The sequence below is a fragment of the Paenibacillus phoenicis genome (genome assembly GCF_034718895.1).
GTDB classification, from domain to species: domain Bacteria; phylum Bacillota; class Bacilli; order Paenibacillales; family Paenibacillaceae; genus Fontibacillus; species Fontibacillus phoenicis.
Map to the genome: position 1 here is coordinate 3,531,877 of NZ_JAYERP010000001.1, position 17,769 is coordinate 3,549,645.

18 protein-coding genes and 1 pseudogene are annotated in these 17,769 nt (G+C 54.9%); 7 read left to right on the forward strand and 12 right to left on the reverse strand.

Features of this window, described 5'->3' with window-relative positions; translation table 11 throughout:
• Positions 1–283: 283 nt before the first annotated feature.
• From serS to U9M73_RS16780, 4 genes are all read left to right on the forward strand, one after another.
• Positions 284–1,576: a serine--tRNA ligase gene (gene serS, locus U9M73_RS16765; protein ID WP_323078148.1), complete on the forward strand. Its 1,293-nt coding sequence runs from the start codon at positions 284–286 to the stop codon at positions 1,574–1,576.
• A gap of 102 nt (positions 1,577–1,678) precedes the next feature.
• Positions 1,679–1,834 carry an SH3 domain-containing protein gene (locus tag U9M73_RS16770; RefSeq protein WP_260070148.1) on the forward strand — a complete coding sequence of 52 codons (156 nt, stop codon included), beginning with the start codon at positions 1,679–1,681 and terminating at the stop codon, positions 1,832–1,834.
• A gap of 23 nt (positions 1,835–1,857) precedes the next feature.
• A complete protein-coding gene (locus U9M73_RS16775) occupies positions 1,858–2,016 on the forward strand; it encodes an NlpC/P60 family protein (RefSeq protein WP_232282232.1) in 159 nt (52 codons plus the stop codon).
• 96 nt (positions 2,017–2,112) lie between these two features.
• A complete protein-coding gene (locus tag U9M73_RS16780; protein ID WP_260070147.1) occupies positions 2,113–2,814 on the forward strand; it encodes a guanylate kinase in 702 nt (233 codons plus the stop codon).
• A 142-nt stretch (positions 2,815–2,956) separates the two neighbouring features.
• On the opposite strand, the gene U9M73_RS16785 is transcribed toward U9M73_RS16780, so the two are convergent.
• The 4 genes from U9M73_RS16785 to U9M73_RS16800 all read right to left on the reverse strand — a co-directional run bounded on the left by U9M73_RS16785 (position 2,957) and on the right by U9M73_RS16800 (position 7,677).
• Positions 2,957–3,673 carry an ArsR/SmtB family transcription factor gene (locus tag U9M73_RS16785; RefSeq protein WP_323078151.1) on the reverse strand — a complete coding sequence of 239 codons (717 nt, stop codon included), beginning with the start codon at positions 3,671–3,673 and terminating at the stop codon, positions 2,957–2,959.
• Positions 3,674–3,893: 220 nt separating this feature from the next.
• Entirely contained in the window at positions 3,894–4,955 is a 1,062-nt protein-coding gene (locus U9M73_RS16790; protein ID WP_009223511.1) for an LLM class flavin-dependent oxidoreductase, read from the reverse strand.
• 539 nt (positions 4,956–5,494) lie between these two features.
• Positions 5,495–6,643 carry a glycerate kinase gene (locus tag U9M73_RS16795; protein ID WP_323078153.1) on the reverse strand — a complete coding sequence of 383 codons (1,149 nt, stop codon included), beginning with the start codon at positions 6,641–6,643 and terminating at the stop codon, positions 5,495–5,497.
• Between the two features lie 14 nt (positions 6,644–6,657).
• Positions 6,658–7,677 (reverse strand): SDR family oxidoreductase, encoded by a 1,020-nt coding sequence (locus U9M73_RS16800; RefSeq protein WP_036644128.1) that lies wholly within the window; start codon positions 7,675–7,677, stop codon positions 6,658–6,660.
• A 272-nt stretch (positions 7,678–7,949) separates the two neighbouring features.
• Between U9M73_RS16800 and U9M73_RS16805 the strand changes: the two genes are divergently transcribed.
• The gene (locus U9M73_RS16805; protein ID WP_009223507.1) at positions 7,950–9,338 is read left to right on the forward strand and encodes an MATE family efflux transporter; all 1,389 of its coding nucleotides are present in this window, start codon (positions 7,950–7,952) and stop codon (positions 9,336–9,338) included.
• Positions 9,339–9,434: 96 nt separating this feature from the next.
• Here the strand turns inward: U9M73_RS16805 and treR are convergent, their stop codons facing one another.
• The 5 genes and pseudogenes from treR to U9M73_RS16830 all read right to left on the reverse strand — a co-directional run.
• Positions 9,435–10,157: a trehalose operon repressor gene (gene treR / locus U9M73_RS16810; protein WP_009223506.1), complete on the reverse strand. Its 723-nt coding sequence runs from the start codon at positions 10,155–10,157 to the stop codon at positions 9,435–9,437.
• 20 nt (positions 10,158–10,177) lie between these two features.
• Positions 10,178–11,863 carry an alpha,alpha-phosphotrehalase gene (gene treC / locus U9M73_RS16815; RefSeq protein ID WP_323078155.1) on the reverse strand — a complete coding sequence of 562 codons (1,686 nt, stop codon included), beginning with the start codon at positions 11,861–11,863 and terminating at the stop codon, positions 10,178–10,180.
• Positions 11,864–11,929: 66 nt separating this feature from the next.
• The gene (treP, locus tag U9M73_RS16820) at positions 11,930–13,357 is read right to left on the reverse strand and encodes a PTS system trehalose-specific EIIBC component (RefSeq protein WP_260070143.1); all 1,428 of its coding nucleotides are present in this window, start codon (positions 13,355–13,357) and stop codon (positions 11,930–11,932) included.
• Between the two features lie 153 nt (positions 13,358–13,510).
• Positions 13,511–13,714 carry a hypothetical protein gene (locus tag U9M73_RS16825; protein ID WP_323078156.1) on the reverse strand — a complete coding sequence of 68 codons (204 nt, stop codon included), beginning with the start codon at positions 13,712–13,714 and terminating at the stop codon, positions 13,511–13,513.
• A 58-nt stretch (positions 13,715–13,772) separates the two neighbouring features.
• Positions 13,773–14,147, reverse strand: a pseudogene (locus U9M73_RS16830) (VTC domain-containing protein); the annotation flags it as partial.
• An 839-nt stretch (positions 14,148–14,986) separates the two neighbouring features.
• Between U9M73_RS16830 and U9M73_RS16835 the strand changes: the two are divergent.
• Complete coding sequence (locus tag U9M73_RS16835) at positions 14,987–15,184, forward strand: hypothetical protein (protein ID WP_323078157.1); 198 nt, start codon at positions 14,987–14,989, stop codon at positions 15,182–15,184.
• Positions 15,185–15,296: 112 nt separating this feature from the next.
• Positions 15,297–15,485 carry a sensor histidine kinase gene (locus tag U9M73_RS16840; RefSeq protein ID WP_323079157.1) on the forward strand — a complete coding sequence of 63 codons (189 nt, stop codon included), beginning with the start codon at positions 15,297–15,299 and terminating at the stop codon, positions 15,483–15,485.
• A gap of 62 nt (positions 15,486–15,547) precedes the next feature.
• Here the strand turns inward: U9M73_RS16840 and U9M73_RS16845 are convergent, their stop codons facing one another.
• The 3 genes from U9M73_RS16845 to U9M73_RS16855 all read right to left on the reverse strand — a co-directional run bounded on the left by U9M73_RS16845 (position 15,548) and on the right by U9M73_RS16855 (position 17,724).
• Positions 15,548–15,724 carry a hypothetical protein gene (locus U9M73_RS16845; protein WP_009223500.1) on the reverse strand — a complete coding sequence of 59 codons (177 nt, stop codon included), beginning with the start codon at positions 15,722–15,724 and terminating at the stop codon, positions 15,548–15,550.
• A gap of 191 nt (positions 15,725–15,915) precedes the next feature.
• Positions 15,916–16,455 (reverse strand): NADPH-dependent FMN reductase, encoded by a 540-nt coding sequence (locus U9M73_RS16850; RefSeq protein WP_009223499.1) that lies wholly within the window; start codon positions 16,453–16,455, stop codon positions 15,916–15,918.
• A 381-nt stretch (positions 16,456–16,836) separates the two neighbouring features.
• The gene (locus U9M73_RS16855; RefSeq protein ID WP_260070142.1) at positions 16,837–17,724 is read right to left on the reverse strand and encodes a M15 family metallopeptidase; all 888 of its coding nucleotides are present in this window, start codon (positions 17,722–17,724) and stop codon (positions 16,837–16,839) included.
• Positions 17,725–17,769 lie beyond the last annotated feature (45 nt).

Genomic DNA, 17,769 nt, shown 5'->3' on the forward strand with positions numbered 1-17,769 from the left:
GGTCGCTTACGTTATACTGCTAAACAAATCAAATCTCGGAATCATGCCTATGAAGAGCATCCAACTCGGAGGCGTTTTCGTCAAGGGGAACATCGCGTTAAATGCGTAAGCCCTTCCCCCTAAGCTAACCGGGTCCGCCCGTTACCGCGGAACTAAAGGGGATTGAACCGGACCTGCCGGTTTGATCAATTTGGGTGGCACCGCGAGTCGATAAGCGCTCCTCGTCCCAATCGGACGAAGGGCGCTTTTTTGTATTCATATCGAAAAAAGGAGCGGATCACCTATGTTAGACATCAAATGGATTCGTGAGCATCAAGAACAGGTTCAAACGGTGGCGGAGGAAAAGGGCATCGAGTTGTCGGTTCCCGAGCTCTTGCGCTGGGACGACCAACGCCGGGCGTTGCTGCAGGAGACGGAGCGGCTGCGCCAGGAGCGCAACCGGCTGACGCCGCAAATAGAGGCACTAATTCGGGAGCAAGAGCCGGAGGCCGCCGCCGCATTAAAAGACGAAGTCAAGCAGCTGAACCGGCGGCTGAACGGATTGGAGAAAGAGCTGGAGGAAGCCGAACACGAGTATCGACGACTGATGCTGCTCGTCCCTAACCGGGTCTCTCCCGATACGCCCAAGGGCCGGTCGGATCTCGACAATGTTGAGGTGAAGCGGGTCGGCGCACCTCCAACATTTGAATTTACACCGCGTGACCACGTCGCTTTAGGCGAGCTCCACCGGATGATCGACATCCCGCGCGGAGTCAAAACGGCTGGCGCACGCAACTACTACCTGAGCGGCGCAGGAGTCCTGCTCCACCGGGCGGTGCAGCAGCTCGCGATGGATCTCCTCGGAGCCAAAGGCTTCACCCTGCTGGAGGTCCCGTTAATGGTGCGCTCGGAGGCGCTCGTGAACACCGGGTTCTTCCCGCTGGGTGCGGATCAGACGTATCGGATGGCGGAGGACGACCGCTGGCTGGTCGGCACCGCCGAGGTTCCGCTCGTGTCGTATTACGACCGCGAAATCGTTGAACTCACCCAGCCGATCAAGCTTGCAGCGGCCTCGTTATGCTTCCGCAGCGAAGTCGGCTCGGCAGGCCGAGATGTGCATGGCTTATACCGCGTGCATCAGTTCTCGAAGGTCGAGCAAGTGGTGCTCTGTGAAAACAATCTGGATCTGTCGGAGCAGCTGTTTCAGGAAATCACCCAAAACGCCGAAGAGATGCTTCAGCTGCTGGAGCTGCCTTACCGGGTGATGGCGGTATGTACCGGCGACATGTCGCAAAAAACGTATAAACAATACGACATCGAAACGTGGATGCCTAGCCGCGGCGCTTACGGGGAGACCCATTCGTCATCGCAGCTATTGGATTTTCAGGCACGGCGTTCGAACATCCGCTTCAAGGACCGCAACGGTAAGCTGCAATATTGCTACACATTAAACAATACCATGGTGGCCTCGCCGCGAATCTTGATCCCGCTGCTGGAAAATCATCAGGAAGAAGACGGCAGCATCCGGATTCCGCTGGCGCTTCGTAAATATATGAATGGACTAGAACGCCTGACACCATTGGACCTGCAGGGATAGGTAACATTTTCCACAAAACAAATCCGCTTGGGTTTCGTCCAACTATATAAATCCATCCAGAAAATAGGTGATTTATGATGACGAAACCATGCTATACAGGATGTGAGCAGCGCTACGGTCAGCGAGGAACTGCTTCCTGCCGGCAGCAAGCTGCATGTCGTTCGTGAGGCCAGCGCGCTCTGGCTGGAGGTGCGTACCCCCGACGGGCGCTCCGGTTATGTATCCGCCAAGCCAAAGAGGGCAAGGAGGTTAGTCTAGACGAACTGCGCAAAGGGGATCTGCTGTTCTTCAGCGCACGCGGGCTGGACATCGGCCATGTTGGCATTTACATCGGGGATAATCAAATTTTGCCCACCTACTCCAAAGAGAAAGGCGTCCATATCGAAGCGTTTGACGGCCAGTGGAAAAAGCGGTTTGTGACCGCGCGGCGGGTGCTCTAGACGTCTGCTGGTTCTAGATCGAGTACATTCAGTTTTCCTCCGGGTTTGCCGACATAATAATTAAAGAGTTGGCAAAGGAGGTGAATCCGTGCGGTTTTGCCGGCGACGTACAAACTAATTAAGCCGGATAAGGCGCATGGAGACGCGATGTGGAAATGGCTGAAAGGCTCGAAAGCAACCTCTGATCCTGCCCGCAGCGAAGCCGCCGCGGCAACCCAAGCTGACGCGCCCCTGACGGATGATCTCCCCCCGCAGCCCAAGGTCATCATTATTACCGGGACAAGCGGCTCCGGCCGCAAGAGCATCGCCAAGCAGCTGAGCACTGACCTGGGCCTTCCTTATGTGCTGCCTTATACAACCCGTGCTATACGTACGGGGGAACGGGACGGCGAGCACTACCGTTTTATTGCGGAAGCGGACTTTCAGGCGATGGCCAGCCGACAGGAGTTCAGCCAAAGCGTTCGCTTGGAGCGAGGCAGCTACGGCATCGCGGAGCGCGATCTAAGCGAAGCGCTGGAGCAGTATGGCGCGGCGGTCGTCGTCGTGAATCATGAAGGCATGCAGACGCTGCGGAAACGGTTTGGCCCGCAGGCGATTCGGATTTTCCTCTACGTGACGAAGGAGGACATTCGACTGCGCGAGGAACGGGAAGGGGCGCCACCCGAGGTCGTCGAAGAGTATTTAAGGAACTACTCCGAGCAGGTGATTTACAAGAAGGAATCCGACTATCTACTGCAAAACATCGATCCCGCCGAGACGCTGGCGAAGATTAAGGTTTTTTTGCAGGACAAAATCTAAACAGAAGCGGGTTGTCTCGGCCGAATACGGCTGGGCAGCCCGTTTTTTGATGCGTGGAGCCTAGTTAGGCGGATAAAATAAGCCAGCATCGAGGGTCCTTTGGAACGACTAAGCCGGTACCGCCTGTACCGGCTTGTATGCGTTAGCCGATCCCTTCCTCTGTGTCCATATCTAGAGCAAAGGTTTCTTTTAACCCTGCCCGCCCTTTCGCGGTCAGCTTAACGGCCCGGCTCTGCGGACTTCGTTCCACCCACCCCAGCTCCAGCAGCCGTTCCAAGATCACGTTGCCAAGCGCCCCGGCCAGGTGATGTTGGCGTTCGCTCCAATCCAGGCATTTATGAGAAAAAGAACGGCGCTTGCTCTTCGCTCGGTCGATATCGACTCCAAATCGGTTCAGCACGGCTTCGCCCTCTGCGGTAACTTCAAATACGCCGTCTCCTTCGGCAAGGATCCCAGCGCGCACCAAGCTTTGCGTCAGGCGAACACCGAGATTCCCTGCCAAATGATCATAGCAGGTTCGGGCATACCGCAGCGCCTGGTCCTCCGTCGCCTGTCGCAAGGATTGGACCGGGGCCGGCGGTGCAATCGACAACAACGATTCCAACACCCGGGCGACTTCCGGGCTTGCAATCCCGTAGTAGCGGTGACGGCCTTGTTTTTCGACGGCAACTAATCCGGCCTCCGTCAGCTTGGCCAAATGAAAACTGGCGGTTTGCGCCTGAATCCCGGCCATCCGGGCCAGCTCACCGGCCGCGTGATATCTTCCGTCCAGCATGGCCGTCAGCATCGCCGACCGGCTGGGGTCGCTGACGAGCGAGGCGATAACCGCCGCTTGTGTAGGCATGGATGCAACTCTCATGGCGATTGATTCCTCCTTTTTGAGGATGTCATCCATATTTCGATCCTCATTGTAATGTTCCCATTATACAATGAGCGAGAAGCCACTGAAAACCAGGGAGGGAACTCATTTGTATTCTTCGAACTACTTCGGGCTCGGGGAGCCGCTGGGGAGGACGTTTCGGGCGAAGGTACGAGGGGGGGAATGCAGCCGTTATCCTCTAGCCCCTTTACTAAAGATCTTACTGAAGATCTCCGCCCTCGGCTTCCCAGCGCGCAACTTCCTCGCGGACGCGCGGCGCAACCTCCGTACCGAGAAGCTCGATGGCCCGCATCACATCCTCATGCGGCATGGTGCCAAGCGGACAATGCAGGAAGAAGCGGGTGATGCCGACATTTTTGCGCAAGTAAATGATCTTATTTGCCACGGTCTCCGGATCGCCGACGTACAGCGCACCTTCCAGGCTGCGAGCCGAATCGTAGGTAGCTCGACTGTAATGGCCCCAGCCGCGTTCGCGCCCGATGATGTTCATCACCGCCTGCGTCGAAGGGAAGAACTTCTCTACGGCCACATCATTCCGATCGGCGACAAAGCCGTGCGAATGGGAAGCCACGGTCAGCTTCGAGACATCATGCCCGGCTTGGGCTGCAGCACGCTTGTAAATCTTAACAAGCGGCGCAAATTGAGTCGGCCGGCCGCCAATGATCGCCAGCACCAGCGGCAAACCAAGCACACCGGCTCGAATGACGGATTCGGTATTGCCGCCGCTGCCGATCCAGACCGGGAGCGGGTTTTGTACAGGACGCGGATAGACGCCTAGATTGTTGATCGCTGGACGGTGCTTGCCTTGCCAGGTTACTTTTTCCGACTCGCGCAGCTTGAGCAGCAGATCCAACTTCTCTTCAAACAATTCCTCGTAATCGTTCAAATCGTATCCAAACAGCGGGAACGACTCAATAAAAGAGCCCCGCCCAGCCATAATCTCCGCGCGCCCGTTTGAGAGGCCATCCAGCGTCGCGAAGTCCTGGAACACGCGGACCGGATCATCGGAAGACAGCACGGTTACGGCGCTGGTCAGCCGGATACGCGTCGTCTGCGGAGCAGCTGCAGCTAACACCATCGCAGGCGAGGAAGCCGCATAATCCTGGCGGTGATGCTCCCCTACGCCAAACACGTCCAATCCGACTTTGTCGGCCAGGACGATCTCCTCTACCACCTCGCGCAACCGCTGCGCATGACTGATCGTTTCACCCGTGACAACATCCGGCGTCGTCTCCACAAACGTGCTGATCCCGATTTCCATGTTTCGTTCCTCCGCTTCGTCTTCGTTTATTAACTATATTTTTGTATTTTACTATACTTTTTTCATTAGAGCAAAAGAAAAACTGCTGAACTCGTCCACTAGCTGGTTGAGCTGTATTTGTAGGAGCCTTTGGAGGAGCCTGGGGGATGCCCCTTCTTACGCCTCTTTGCATGATTATCCCTTTTGTTCCTCTTTACACCACTATCCCTTTCATTCAGAAGTGGAGGTTGGATTTCTCCACCCTGATGCAACGGGATAATCGTCAAAAAGAGCGGATTGCATTGGTATCCCCTCCAACCTCGAAATATTAAAAAAGGGAGAAATGTTGTAGGTAGGCCATACAACATTTCTCCCCTTTGAGCTGCTGCGCGGGGGCGGCGGCATGAAGGTTCTTCTCGCGCCTCTTTGCACGATTATCCCTTTCGTTCAGAAACGGGGAATGGATATCTTCTCCATCCCCTGATGCAACGGGATAATGGTCCAAAGAGAGTAGACGGCATACGTCCCCGCAGGCCGCGACGACGCTGCCCGTGCACTCATCAGCCAAGCCGCAGCAGGCGGCCGATGTTTTCGCAGGCGCGCTCCACGTTGCGCGGCCCGTCAGCGAGCAGCTGCGGCAGGGCGGCCGCGCCGGGGGCGATGCCGAAGATCGCGTCGATCCCTTCGGCGTAAAGCGCGTCTGCGCCGTCGCCGATCGTCCCGGCGATCGCGATCACGCGCTTGCCGGCAGCCTTGGCGATTCGGGCGACACCGTAGGGCACCTTCCCAAACTTCGTTTGGAAGTCGATGCCGCCCTCGCCGGTGAACACCACGTCCGCCGCCGCCACCTTCTCCCGCAGGCCGGTAAAGTCGAGCACGATCTCGACGCCCCTGCGCAGTTCGGCCTGCGTAAAGAGCAACAGCCCGGCGCCTAACCCGCCGGCTGCCCCTGCGCCAGGGACGTCACGCACGTCCCGGCCCAGCTGCCGCCGCGCCACCTCCGCGTAATGCGAGAGCGCGGCGTCCAACTGCTCCGCCATTGCGGCGGTGGCGCCCTTCTGCGGCCCGAACACCCGGGACGCGCCACGCTCGCCGCAGAGCGGGTTGTCGACGTCGCAGGCCACGATCAGGCGCGCCTGCTGCAGGCGGGGATCCAGCGCGGACACGTCGATCCGCGCCAGCTCCCCGAGGCGGCCTCCGCCGCGCGCCAACGGCCGGCCCGCCGCGTCCAGGAAGCGCGCGCCCAGCGCCTCGGCCATGCCGGCGCCGCCGTCGTTCGTCGCGCTGCCGCCCAGGCCGACGATGATCCGGCGCACGCCTTGATCCAGGCAGGCGCAGATCAACTCGCCGGTGCCGTACGTCGTGGTCTGCAGCGGATTGCGCCGATCCGGCGGCACCAGGTGGAGCCCGCTGGCCGAGGCCATCTCAATGGCCGCTGTCTCCCCGTCGCCCAGCAGGCCGTACTGTGCCAGGACCGGCTCCCCCAGCGGGCCCGTCACCTCCAGCGAGCACAGCCTGCCGCCCGTGGCGTCAACCAAGGCTTGAACGGTTCCTTCCCCGCCATCGGCCATCGGGATGTGGACGTAATGCGCATCGGGGAACGCTTTGCGAAGCCCTTTTTCCATAGCCTCACACACTTCCTTGGCGGTCATGCTCTCCTTAAACGAATCCGGCGCCAACACGAACGTAGGTTGACGTACGATACTCATCGATGGCCTCTCGCCTATTCCTTCATGAACTTCGCGGCGGCTTCCATCGCCCCGACCACGCGGTCGCACCAGGCGTCGAATTCAGGGTCAGCCACTTGAAGCTCAGGGTGCGCCAGAATATGCTCTACCGTTCGCCGAATCCCCTGATCCACGCGAACCGTAGCTGTAAAGCCAGGCACGAGCCGCTTCAGCTTGCTATTGTCAAAGACAACCGTATTGGCCTTGTCACCCAGCAGTCCGCCGCGGAAGTCGTACGGGCCGTTCTCCGCCAAAAATTCAGAAGCGACATGCACCGCGCGCAGCTTCACGCCCAGCGCATCCGCAATGATTTCGTAAATTTGGTTCCAGGTCACGCTTTCGTCCGATGTAATATGCACCGACTCTCCTATCGCATGAACGTTGCCCATCAGCCCGATAAAGCCTTTGGCAAAATCGCTGTTATGCGTTAACGTCCACAGCGACGAACCGTCCCCATGAATCAGAACGGGCTTGTTCAACAGCATCCGCTGGGCCACTTGCCAGGACCCTTTGTTGCCGTGAACGCCCAACGGGATCGAACGCTCATCATAAGTGTGGCTCGGCCGCACGATCGTGATGGGGAAGCCGTTCTCGCGATACTCCTTCATCAAATATTCCTCGCAGGCAATTTTGTTGCGGGAGTAGGCCCAATATGGATTGGACAGCGGCGTCCCTTCGGTGATTCTGTAATCCGACAAAGGGGTTTGATACGCCGAAGCCGAGCTAATGAAGATAAACTGCTTTGTCTTCCCGGCAAACAAGCGCACATCACGTTCCAGCTGCGCCGGTTCAAACGCGATGAAATCCGCCACCACATCAAAGGTATAACCTTCGAGCTTCTTCGCCACCTCGGCTTCCTGATGAATATCAACCTCAATGACATGTACGCCCGGCGGCAAATCCTTATTGCGAGTCCCCCGGTTCAGCAGATACAGCTCCCAGGAGCTGTCCTCCGCCAATTGTCGGGTAATCGCCGAGCTGATCGTTCCCGTGCCTCCAATAAATAGCGCTTTCAAAATAATCCCCTCCCAAGTCAAATTCACCCAATCCCCTACATCGTACCACCTCTAACCGCAATTTCCAAATGTCCCCCGTCTCGCCAACTCCCCCCGCAACAAGGATCGCTGAAATGCATTGACATGGCTCCTTCGGAAATGGTATCTTCAACCCTGCCCGGCGATATCCGGGTTAGTTGCTTAGTTGCTTTAGCCTGATTACGAATTATCCGATAATAAGATTAATGTGTTGGCTTGATCTACCAATTATAAAGAAAAGAATGTGATGACGATTGAAGCCCCTATTTTCGCGTCTGCAAAATAACGCCTTCCTCGAAAAGCATCTGTCCGGCGAGTCCATGGACTATCGGCAGATCTTTGCCTTGTTTCTGCCTATTCTAATCGATCAGGCTTTTATCGTTGGCCTTAATCTGGTCAATACCGCCATGATCAGCTCGTCCGGCGTCGCCGCTGTCAGCGCGGTGAACATCGTGGACTCGCTGAATATCTTCCTGATCAGCGTGTTTGTCGCTGTCGCGACCGGGGGAACCGTGGTGGTCGCCCAATACAAAGGCAGCCGCAACGACCGTAACGTCTCCCGCGCTTCTGCGGCTACGGTTACGGCGGTAACCCTGCTCGCCGTCGTAATTGGGCTGCTGTTGATCGGCTTTCACAATCCGCTGCTCAAGCTGCTGTTCGGCGCCGCGTCGGCCGATGTATTGGACAATGCTCGCGTCTATCTGATCGGCAGCAGCATCTCCTACGTCGGGCTGGCCGTCGTTCAGGCCGTCTGCTCCGCACTTCGGGGCATCGGTAAAACTCGGGCGTCCTTAACCCTTTCCCTGATCATGAACCTGCTGTACGTATTGCTGAACCTCTTGCTGATCACGCTTCTGGACATGGGCGTTCTCGGGATGACTCTAGCGATCAATATCGCCCGGTTCGCCGGTGCGGCCTGTGCACTTTATTATTTGTTCAAAATGGAGGCTTCTCTTCACCTGCATCTGATCGACCTGTTCCACTTCCCGATTGAGATACTGCGAAAAATTCTTTTCATTGGCATCCCGTTCGCCGCCGAACAGCTATTCTTTAACGGCGGCAAGCTGCTGACTCAGGTGTTTATTGTCAGCCTTGGCACCTATGCGATTGCAACGAATGCGATTGGCGGTTCCCTGGCCGGGGTGTTCCAAATTCCTGCCGGCGCCCTCTCGCTGACGATTGTCACCGTCGTTGGCCAATGTATTGGCAGCGGCAGCGTTAGTGATGCGCGGAAGTTCATTAAGTCCTTCCTCTGGCTGGGGTCCGGATCGCTGGCCTTGATTAGCTTAATTTTGCTGCCGTTGTTCCGACCGCTCGTGAGCATCTTCTCGCCGCCGTCCGATATCGTTGGCGACATCTTTCTCGTGCTCCTGGTGAGCTCCATCGCCCAGGTTCCGCTCTGGCCGATCAGCTTCATTCTGCCATCCGCCTTGCGGGCGGCGGGCGACTCGCGCTTCACCTCAATCACTTCGATGCTGACGATGTGGCTGTTCCGGGTCATTCTCGGCTACGTTCTTGGCATCACGCTTGGCTTCGGCATCCTCGGAGTTTGGGTGGCGATGTGCAGCGAGTGGGGCGTGCGCGGGGCCATCTTCCTCTGGCGCTTCCGCGGGAAGAAGTGGTATGCGCATAAGCTGATTTGAATGTCCAACTGCATCAAAAAAGGCCGCCCCATTTCAGGGCGGTCTTTACTTTACGCTCCAAACTTTGCTATCTTTCTGACTTAGCGCGGGTAACGCTCAACCATTGGAATGGATCCGCCGCGCGAAGTCCACGAAGCGGAATTTGTCCGGCCGGTGCCGGGATTCCGTGTACTGAAACAAGCTGGCGTCCTCCAGATAGACATGGCTGCGGATGACGACCATGTTGTGGAAGCCTTCCAGGTCAAGCAGCTGCTTGTCCTCGTGGGTAGGCTCCTCGATGACGATTTCTTTTTTGGCGAAACTGATCTTCAGCCCAAGCTCCTTCTCCAAATACTCGTAGATCGAGTTCTCGCAGATTTCCCGGGTTAAGGACGGCACGTACTTCGCGTTCAAAAAATCCTTATCAAGCAGGACCTTCCCCCCGCCAAACTCCCGGATGCGCACAACTTTCCATACCTCGTCCTTACTGGAGATATTGAGCTGCTGCTTCACGTAGGCATCTGGCTTCACCCGGGACAGCTCATGCACCAGGGTCCGGGGCTTCTCGCCCATCTTGCCGGCCAGCTCCTTAAAGCTCACCAGCCCGGATACGGGAAAATCCACCATGCTGCTGCGGATCACAATGGAGCCCTTGCCTTGCACCTTCTGAATATACCCGTTCTGTGCCAGCAGGGTTAAGGCTTTGCGAATCGTCTCCCTCGACGTGTTGTAACGCTCCTTCAGCTCATGCTCGGACGGGAGCAGCGAGTGGGGCGCAATCTCCCCGGCTTCGATCTGCCGCGCAATGTCGTTGTGAATCGCCAAATACTTGTTTGTCATGCTTCCGACCCCAAACTTTTTTACGTTCTATGAAGATAATATACCACAGATTCGTAGGGTCTTAGCCGAAGATGTTGCGGGTCCGCCGGGGAATCTGCGTAGTTGGACAGCAGCAACCGGCTTTCGTACTCATGCCAGCCGTCTCCGTCAGGCAGCCGAAATTCCGTCTCCTCCGCAAAAAAGTTATTCACCACAATCAACTTCTCCGCCCCGCCGTCACGCACATAAGCAAACACCGCCGGGTCTTCTTCGACCAGCAGTTCAAACCGCCCGGTTGTAATCACCTCATATTCCTTGCGCAGCCGGATTAACTTCTGATAATGATAAAAAATCGAGTCCGGATCCGCGAGCGCCCGCTCCGCATTGATCTCCTTGTAATTGTTCGCCGGGTGAATCCACGGCGTACCGGTCGTAAACCCGGCGTTGGGTCCGTCATTCCATTGCACCGGCGTTCGGCCGTTGTCCCGCGATTTTTGCGCCAGAATCTCCAGAATGTCGGCCTCGGACATGCCGCGCTCCTTCAGGATGCGGTACATGTTGAGCGACTCCACGTCGCGGTAATCCTCGATCCGCTCGAAGCCCGGATTCGTCATCCCGAATTCTTCCCCCTGAAAAATATAAGGGGTCCCTTGCAGCATGTGCATCGCTGTGGCCAGCATTTTCGCCGATTCCCGGTGATACTTCCCGTCGTCTCCAAACCGTGACACCACGCGGGGCTGATCGTGATTGCACCAGAACAGCGCATTCCATCCGCCGCCTTCGTACATTCCGGTCTGCCACTCGGCCAAAATCTGCTTCAACCGCAGGAAGTCAAGCTCGCCTTTCGCCCATTTCTCCCCGTTCGGATAATCCACCTTCAAATGATGGAAGCTGAAGGTCATGTCGAGTTCCTTCCGTTCCGGATGCGTATAGCGAACGCAGTGCTCCAGCGAAGTGGACGACATTTCCCCGACGGTCATCATATCGTACCCGGCAAAAACTTCGCGGTTCATCTCCTGCAGATATTCGTGGATTTTCGGGCCGTCGGTGTAATATTTCCGCCCGTCTCCGGGAGCCACCGATCCGTCGTCGTCCAGAAACCGCTGGTCCTTGGAAAGCAGATTGATAACGTCCAGCCGGAAGCCATCTACCCCTTTATCCAGCCAAAACTTCATCATCTGGTAAATTTCCTGGCGCATCCGGGCATTCTCCCAATTCAAATCCGCCTGGGTCACATCAAAGAGATGAAGATAGTATTGGTCCGTTGTTTCGTCGTATTGCCAAGCGTCCCCGCCGAATTTGGACACCCAATTGTTTGGCGGCCCGCCTTCCTTCCCGTCCCGCCAAATATAGTAATCCCGATAGGGGTTGTCCTTGGACGACTTGGCAGCGACAAACCACGGATGCTCGGTTGACGTATGGTTGACGACGATATCCATCAGAATCCGGAGACCGCGCCGATGGGCTTCCTCCAGCAGCTGGTCGAAATCCTCCATCGTGCCGTAGGGCTCAAAGATCCGATAATAGTCGCGAATATCATATCCGTTGTCCCGTTGCGGTGAGTCGTACACTGGCGTCAGCCAGATCACGTCGACGCCCAGCTCCGCAAGGTAATCCAGCTTGCGAATGATTCCTTGCAGGTCGCCGACTCCATTGCCCGTCGTGTCGTTGAAGCTCTTCGGATAGATCTGATACACGACCGCTTTCTTCCACCAAGGTTCCGTCATTTCCAACACCTGCCCTTTCCCACAAAAATCGCAAAGGAGGAACAATCCTGTTCCTCCGCCATGAGCTTAATTTTTCTTGAACGATACTTTGCCGATGTTTGCTTTCGCAAAAACCATCGTGAGGATAAACGGGATAACGATCGCTACGGCCATCGCCAAAGCGAAGGTCACCATGTGCTGCGGCTGGATGGACAAGATGCCCGGCAAGCCGCCAACGCCGATGGAATTGGCCATGACGCCCGTGCCAACCGAGATGACCGCCGCCACCAGCGACCCGATCATCGCCGCGAGGAACGGGTACCCGTATTTCAGGTTGATCCCGAACATCGCCGGCTCCGTAACCCCTAAGTAACAAGAGATCGTTGCCGGAATGGAGATCTGTTTCTCCTCTTCATTTTTTCGATTGATAAAGATCATGGCCAGCACGGCCGAGCCTTGCGCGATATTCGAGAGCGCGATCATCGGCCACAGGTTTGTCCCACCGAGCTCGCTCATTAATTGCAAGTCAATCGCATTGGTCATGTGATGCAGCCCCGTGATGACCAGCGGCGCGTACGCGAATCCGAAGATCGCGGCGAACAGCCAGCCGAACGACGAAGTCAGACCGGAATAAACCACATTCGAGATAAACGAACCAATATGCCAGCCGATCGGCCCAAGCACCGTGTGGGCAAGCAGAACGGTAGGCACCAGCGCAAAGAACGGAACAACGATCATCGAGATCGATTGCGGCACGATTTTACGCAGCTTCAACTCCAGGAAGGACAACACCAGTCCCGCCAGAATCGCCGGAATGACCTGTGCCTGATAACCGATCATTTCCACCTTGGCAAACCCGAAGTCCCAAAACGGAATGTCCGTTGCACCGGCAACGCTATAAGCATTAAGCAGCTGCGGCGAGACGAGCGTGATCCCCAGCACAATACCGAGAATCGGCGTAGCCCCCATCTTCCGTGCGACGGCCCAAGTGATGCCGACCGGGAGGAAGTGGAAGATCGCTTCACCAATCAGCCAGAGGAACGCATGGGTTCCGGCCCAGAACTGCGATACTTCGACCAGGGTTTTCGTACCGTCGTCCAGCATTTTGATGTCCCCGATAATGTTGCGGAAGCCGAGGATCAGACCTCCAACTACGATGGCTGGAATCAGCGGGGTGAAAATATCCGCCAAGTGCGCAATCATCCGCTGCAGGAAGTTCATGTTCTGCTTGGCGGCTTCCTTCGCTTCCTCTTTCGAGGTGTCGCTGACGCCGGCGATTTTAATGAACTCGTTATAAAATGAAGCCACTTCGTTACCGATGATGACCTGAAACTGACCGGCTTGGGTAAACGTGCCTTTCACCAATTTGATCGCCCGAATCTGTTCGACGTCCGCTTTCTTCGGGTCATTTAACACGAATCTCATGCGGGTCGCACAGTGGGTGACAACCGAAATATTTTCGCGGCCGCCGACATGCTTCAGCAAATCGTTTGCCGGTTGCGTGTAGTTACTCATGGATGGTTCCTCCTTCTTGATGTCCTAAAAGATGATCAATTTATTTTGCAGCAAACGATAGAACATGATGCCAAACCGCCTTTATTCAACTTGTATATACATGTTTTTTGTTTGCGTTTTCATTTTAACTTGTATATACAAATCCGTCAATCCCTATTTTTCGACAACAACAGTACCACCCGAGTACTTTCCATCTGTATAAAGTCCGTCCTTCGCGCTGCCCGTCGATGTCCCGCCGGTGTACAGGTTATAGCTACCTTTCTTCAACTTCGGCGAGCTGATCACGACGTTTTGGAAATTCTTCGTCGGGGCAAACGTCAGGATTTCGTTGCCTGCTTTATCCTCCAGATGGACCAATGTCCCTGCATTCTGCGTTTGCGAGAAGGTCATCGCATCGACATAGAGATATCCACCGCATGTAGTCCTTATACTCCGGCTCGATGCCCGTCCGTACAAACTCATAGGCCTCCTGCAGCCTCAGCGACGTCCGGCGTTTGTTCACCAGCCCGTACACCTTTTTTTTGATCTCCAGGTACACCTTCGCATTCGGGTCCGGGACGCCATAAGCTCTCAGTCGGAGCTTCTCCTTATATTTGGGCTTGGCCAGACTCGTGCGGATCAAGGTGTCATCCTTGGTATCGAAGTACAGGTTGCTGATGGAGTAAAATTCATGTTGTTTGTTGTAATCGTCCGGTTCCATATATTCCAGCAGCTCTGCATATAACCGTCGGTAAGCCGCATCGTCGAGCAGGTATTTGTTCTCGTATCGGTTGAAAACCTTGATCGCCATACACTTCAGTTCCTTCCTTTCTCTCCTAGTGCTATCGGCCTTGCAGCAGGTGATCTCCCGCTTGCCATGGTTGTATCATAGCCCCCTAACCTTTAACGAACCTTAAAGATGTGAAAGGCATGTTTAAAATGCCTCCCCACCTCGGCTACTCCGGGCTCAAGGGCAAGACAAGCAACAGCTATTCGGCGCGGAGCATAGCCGTAACGGACCTCAGAGAGGCGTAATTTATTCGTCCTCGACACTTTACCGCGAAGGATCTAACGCTTGCCACAGCGCTTAAATTGGCTAAAATGCTCTTTTTATGACTCTAACGCTGATCAACGTGCTTATTTCCTCTTTTTGCGACTAAATAGTAGTGATTTTGTTGAAATAGTGCTCCTCAGCAGCGTTAAAATTTCCAAACCCTCGATTTGGTCACATTAGCGCTTCTCATCAGCGTTAGGGCATACAATCAAGTGCATACAAGCGTATACGTGCCATTCGAGCGCCTACAAGTGTATACAAACGCATACGTACATACGAGTGTCTACAAGCAGCCCATTAGCAGATCAGATCATTCGCAGCTCATTAATGAAGCAACCGCATCCAAATCTGAGCTTAAGGTTGATTAAAGGTAACGTGAACAGCGACATCAATATGGATTTACACAAAGTCATGGATTCCTATGAAAAATCCCCCGGCCGCAACGGCCCCCCATAGGCGCTGGAAGCGGGAGCAGCAGTGTCGAAAGCGGCGCACCGGGCAAAAACCGGCCCCTGGATCGTTCCGGAGAGGCACCGCCTGATCGGTCCATTTCATTTATGCTGCAAACGGATCAAGAATTCGAGTTGATCTCCTACATGTCCATATTTGACATGGATGAGGATTTTTACAACGAAGCGTTGGAGAAGGCGGTGGACAAGCGCCAGAGTAGCGGGCAATTCAACCTAGACGGAAGCCGCTGGATTTACAACGTACGCTCTACGGACAGCGGATATATACTCGTCTTCCTGGATGTCACAGCCCGGAAGGTTCTATACGTTTTCCGCAGGTGGTGATGATCCTGCTGGACAATGCGATCAAATACGCCAATCCTAAAGGAACGATCACCTGTCGCTCAAAAGGCAGCAAGGTGACACTGTCCTGAAGGTCTCCAACACCGGGGAAGGTATCCCCCCCGAACACCTGCCGCGGATCTTCGACCGTTTCTACCGGACAGATACTTCCAGGGCACGCAAAGAAGGCGGTTATGGACTTGGGCTGGCCATCGCGAAATCGATTGTCGAACAGCACAAGGGAAAAATTTATGCCAAAAGTAAGCTGGGTGAATCCACCACATTTTATGTACATCTATACTAAAAAGCAGGGTGCCCCTCATGTCACTTCGTGACAGGGAACACCCTTTTTTTCATTGCTGCTAATTATTCAATGTAGCCTTGTTCCTTCATGGCTTCATAAGCGGCTTTCTCATTCTCATTCTTAATCTGATATTCCAACGTACCATCGACAATTTTTGCGCAGCGACCGCCAAACGGTTTGAGGGATTCCTTGATCTCTTTGAGATCCGGAGTTCCCTTCAAGGGATAATTGACTTTCATGCGTCGTCCACCTCCTAAGGTACAATTAGCAAACGTGCCGTCTCATCGATATGACAAACGTCACAGCAATAGCGCGCCTCAGGAGATCGATATCGTTATACGAGGTATTACCTGCACCGGCAATCATGCAAAAAACCCCCGCGCCATATCATTAGGCACAGGGGTTTCAAAATCGAAGTCGGAAATGAATCTTAACGCAGCGTCTTCAACGCGCCGCTCCAAGCAAGCACTTGGTCCAGCATGTCGTTCAGGTTCTTCAAGTGCAGGTCTGCCGGCTTGAAGACACTGTAGTTCTCGAAATCGGTGAACAGCGACAGGGCAACGTGTACACGCACATCCGCAACCAGCAGTTCGCCCAGAATGCCGCGCAGGTGTTCTGCTGCACGAGCGCCGCCTACGGAACCATAGCTGACGATCCCGGCTGCTTTGTTGTTCCACGCTTCACGCGCATAGTCCAGCGCGTTCTTCAGGGCACCTGTGATGCTGTGGTTGTATTCTTGCACGATGAATACGAAACCGTCCAAGCTGTTCAGCTTGCTATTCCAAGCCGCTGCTTGCTCGCTGGCATCGGCTTCGCCGAGCAACGGCAGTTTGTAATCCGCGATATCAACGATTTCATAATTGGCGTCGCCGCGAGCATCCGCATGCTTCTTCACCCATTCTCCGACCTGCGGGCTCACGCGCCCATCGCGGGTACTTCCCAGGATAATCCCGATGTTCAATTTAGACATGGCTATTTTCCTCCTCGATTGATTTCTTGGCTTCGTTAATCCACCTGACATTATTTTGCCCCAAAACAATGCTGTTACACCATCAGGTACGATTCCGAACTTCTCCAATATCCTTTATTTGAATTAATCAAACTTGAGTTAATGATAGTCACCAAGATTCCTTTTGTCAAGAAACTTACAAAAAGTTTGCAAAACAAATGCTCTCACCAAACACGCGAAACAAGCCGAACAAACCAAAGGCCGCCGAATCCGGCAGCTCTCGAAAGGGAACGATCATCGCCCCCGGTATTCCCATATTCAGCCCTCTCTTGTATATTGCAATCGTTCCCATTGGCCCCATTGGATCCCCTCGCTTTCATGATCTCCTGCCTCGCTGCCGGATTACTCGCGAACGGTCACAATAACTCCGTCCATGTTGTTGCCGGAAATCTCATAACTGCCCTGCGCCGGCACCTCAATGGTCCGATCTTTGGATACCGGATAGTAGAAGACGTGATACTTCTGGCCTTGTACTGTGATGCTCACCGACTGTTGCTCCTTCAGATAATCCAAGTATTGCTCCAGCACAAACCCGTTTTCGTGAATGATGGCGCTATGCGGCAGACCCACGTACCGGAAGTGCCAAGGCTCGAACTGAATGCCTGTGATCGCCGTTTTGTCGTCCGGGTATCGCAAAATAAATCCATATTTCCATGCATTCTCCTTCAACCACCGGCCTTCCGGGGCGACATTCATCTCCGCTTGGGACGACCCGATGTCCAGCGACAGCCCCAGGTTATGCTCGCTGTATCCGGCAGGCAGCGCCAGCTTGGAACCCATTTGGCGGTACAGCTCGTCCTGCTTCTCTTCGTCCCGGTACCCGCTGCTGATCAGGAAATGGTTGATTCCTTCCTCCCCGGCGGCCTTCACCATCGTTGCAAAGCGTTCCGCCATGCGCGGCGACAACAGCACTTTATTATCCAACACTCCAAATCCGTCGATCAATTCGGGGTTCTTCACCAGACTAACGGCTTCCTTATCGGGGTGCAGCCCCTTCGGAACCGGATGGTCCTTGTTCACCAGCAGCAAATCGCCCTGATATATCATCTCCTTGGTGACGTGGATCGTCATTCCTTCTGCAGCCAGCGACGAATCCGAAACCTCATTCGGCTCAACGTCCTCTACGGGCGGCGCTGAATCCTGAGGTGATCGGGCCGTTTCGGTCTTAAATTTAGAAACCCCGTATCCCAGCAGCACCAGGAGCATTAGGCAAATTATCCACTTTTTCACGTCGATTTCCCCCTAGCTTTTCTTCCCCCTTAGGATAACTTTTAT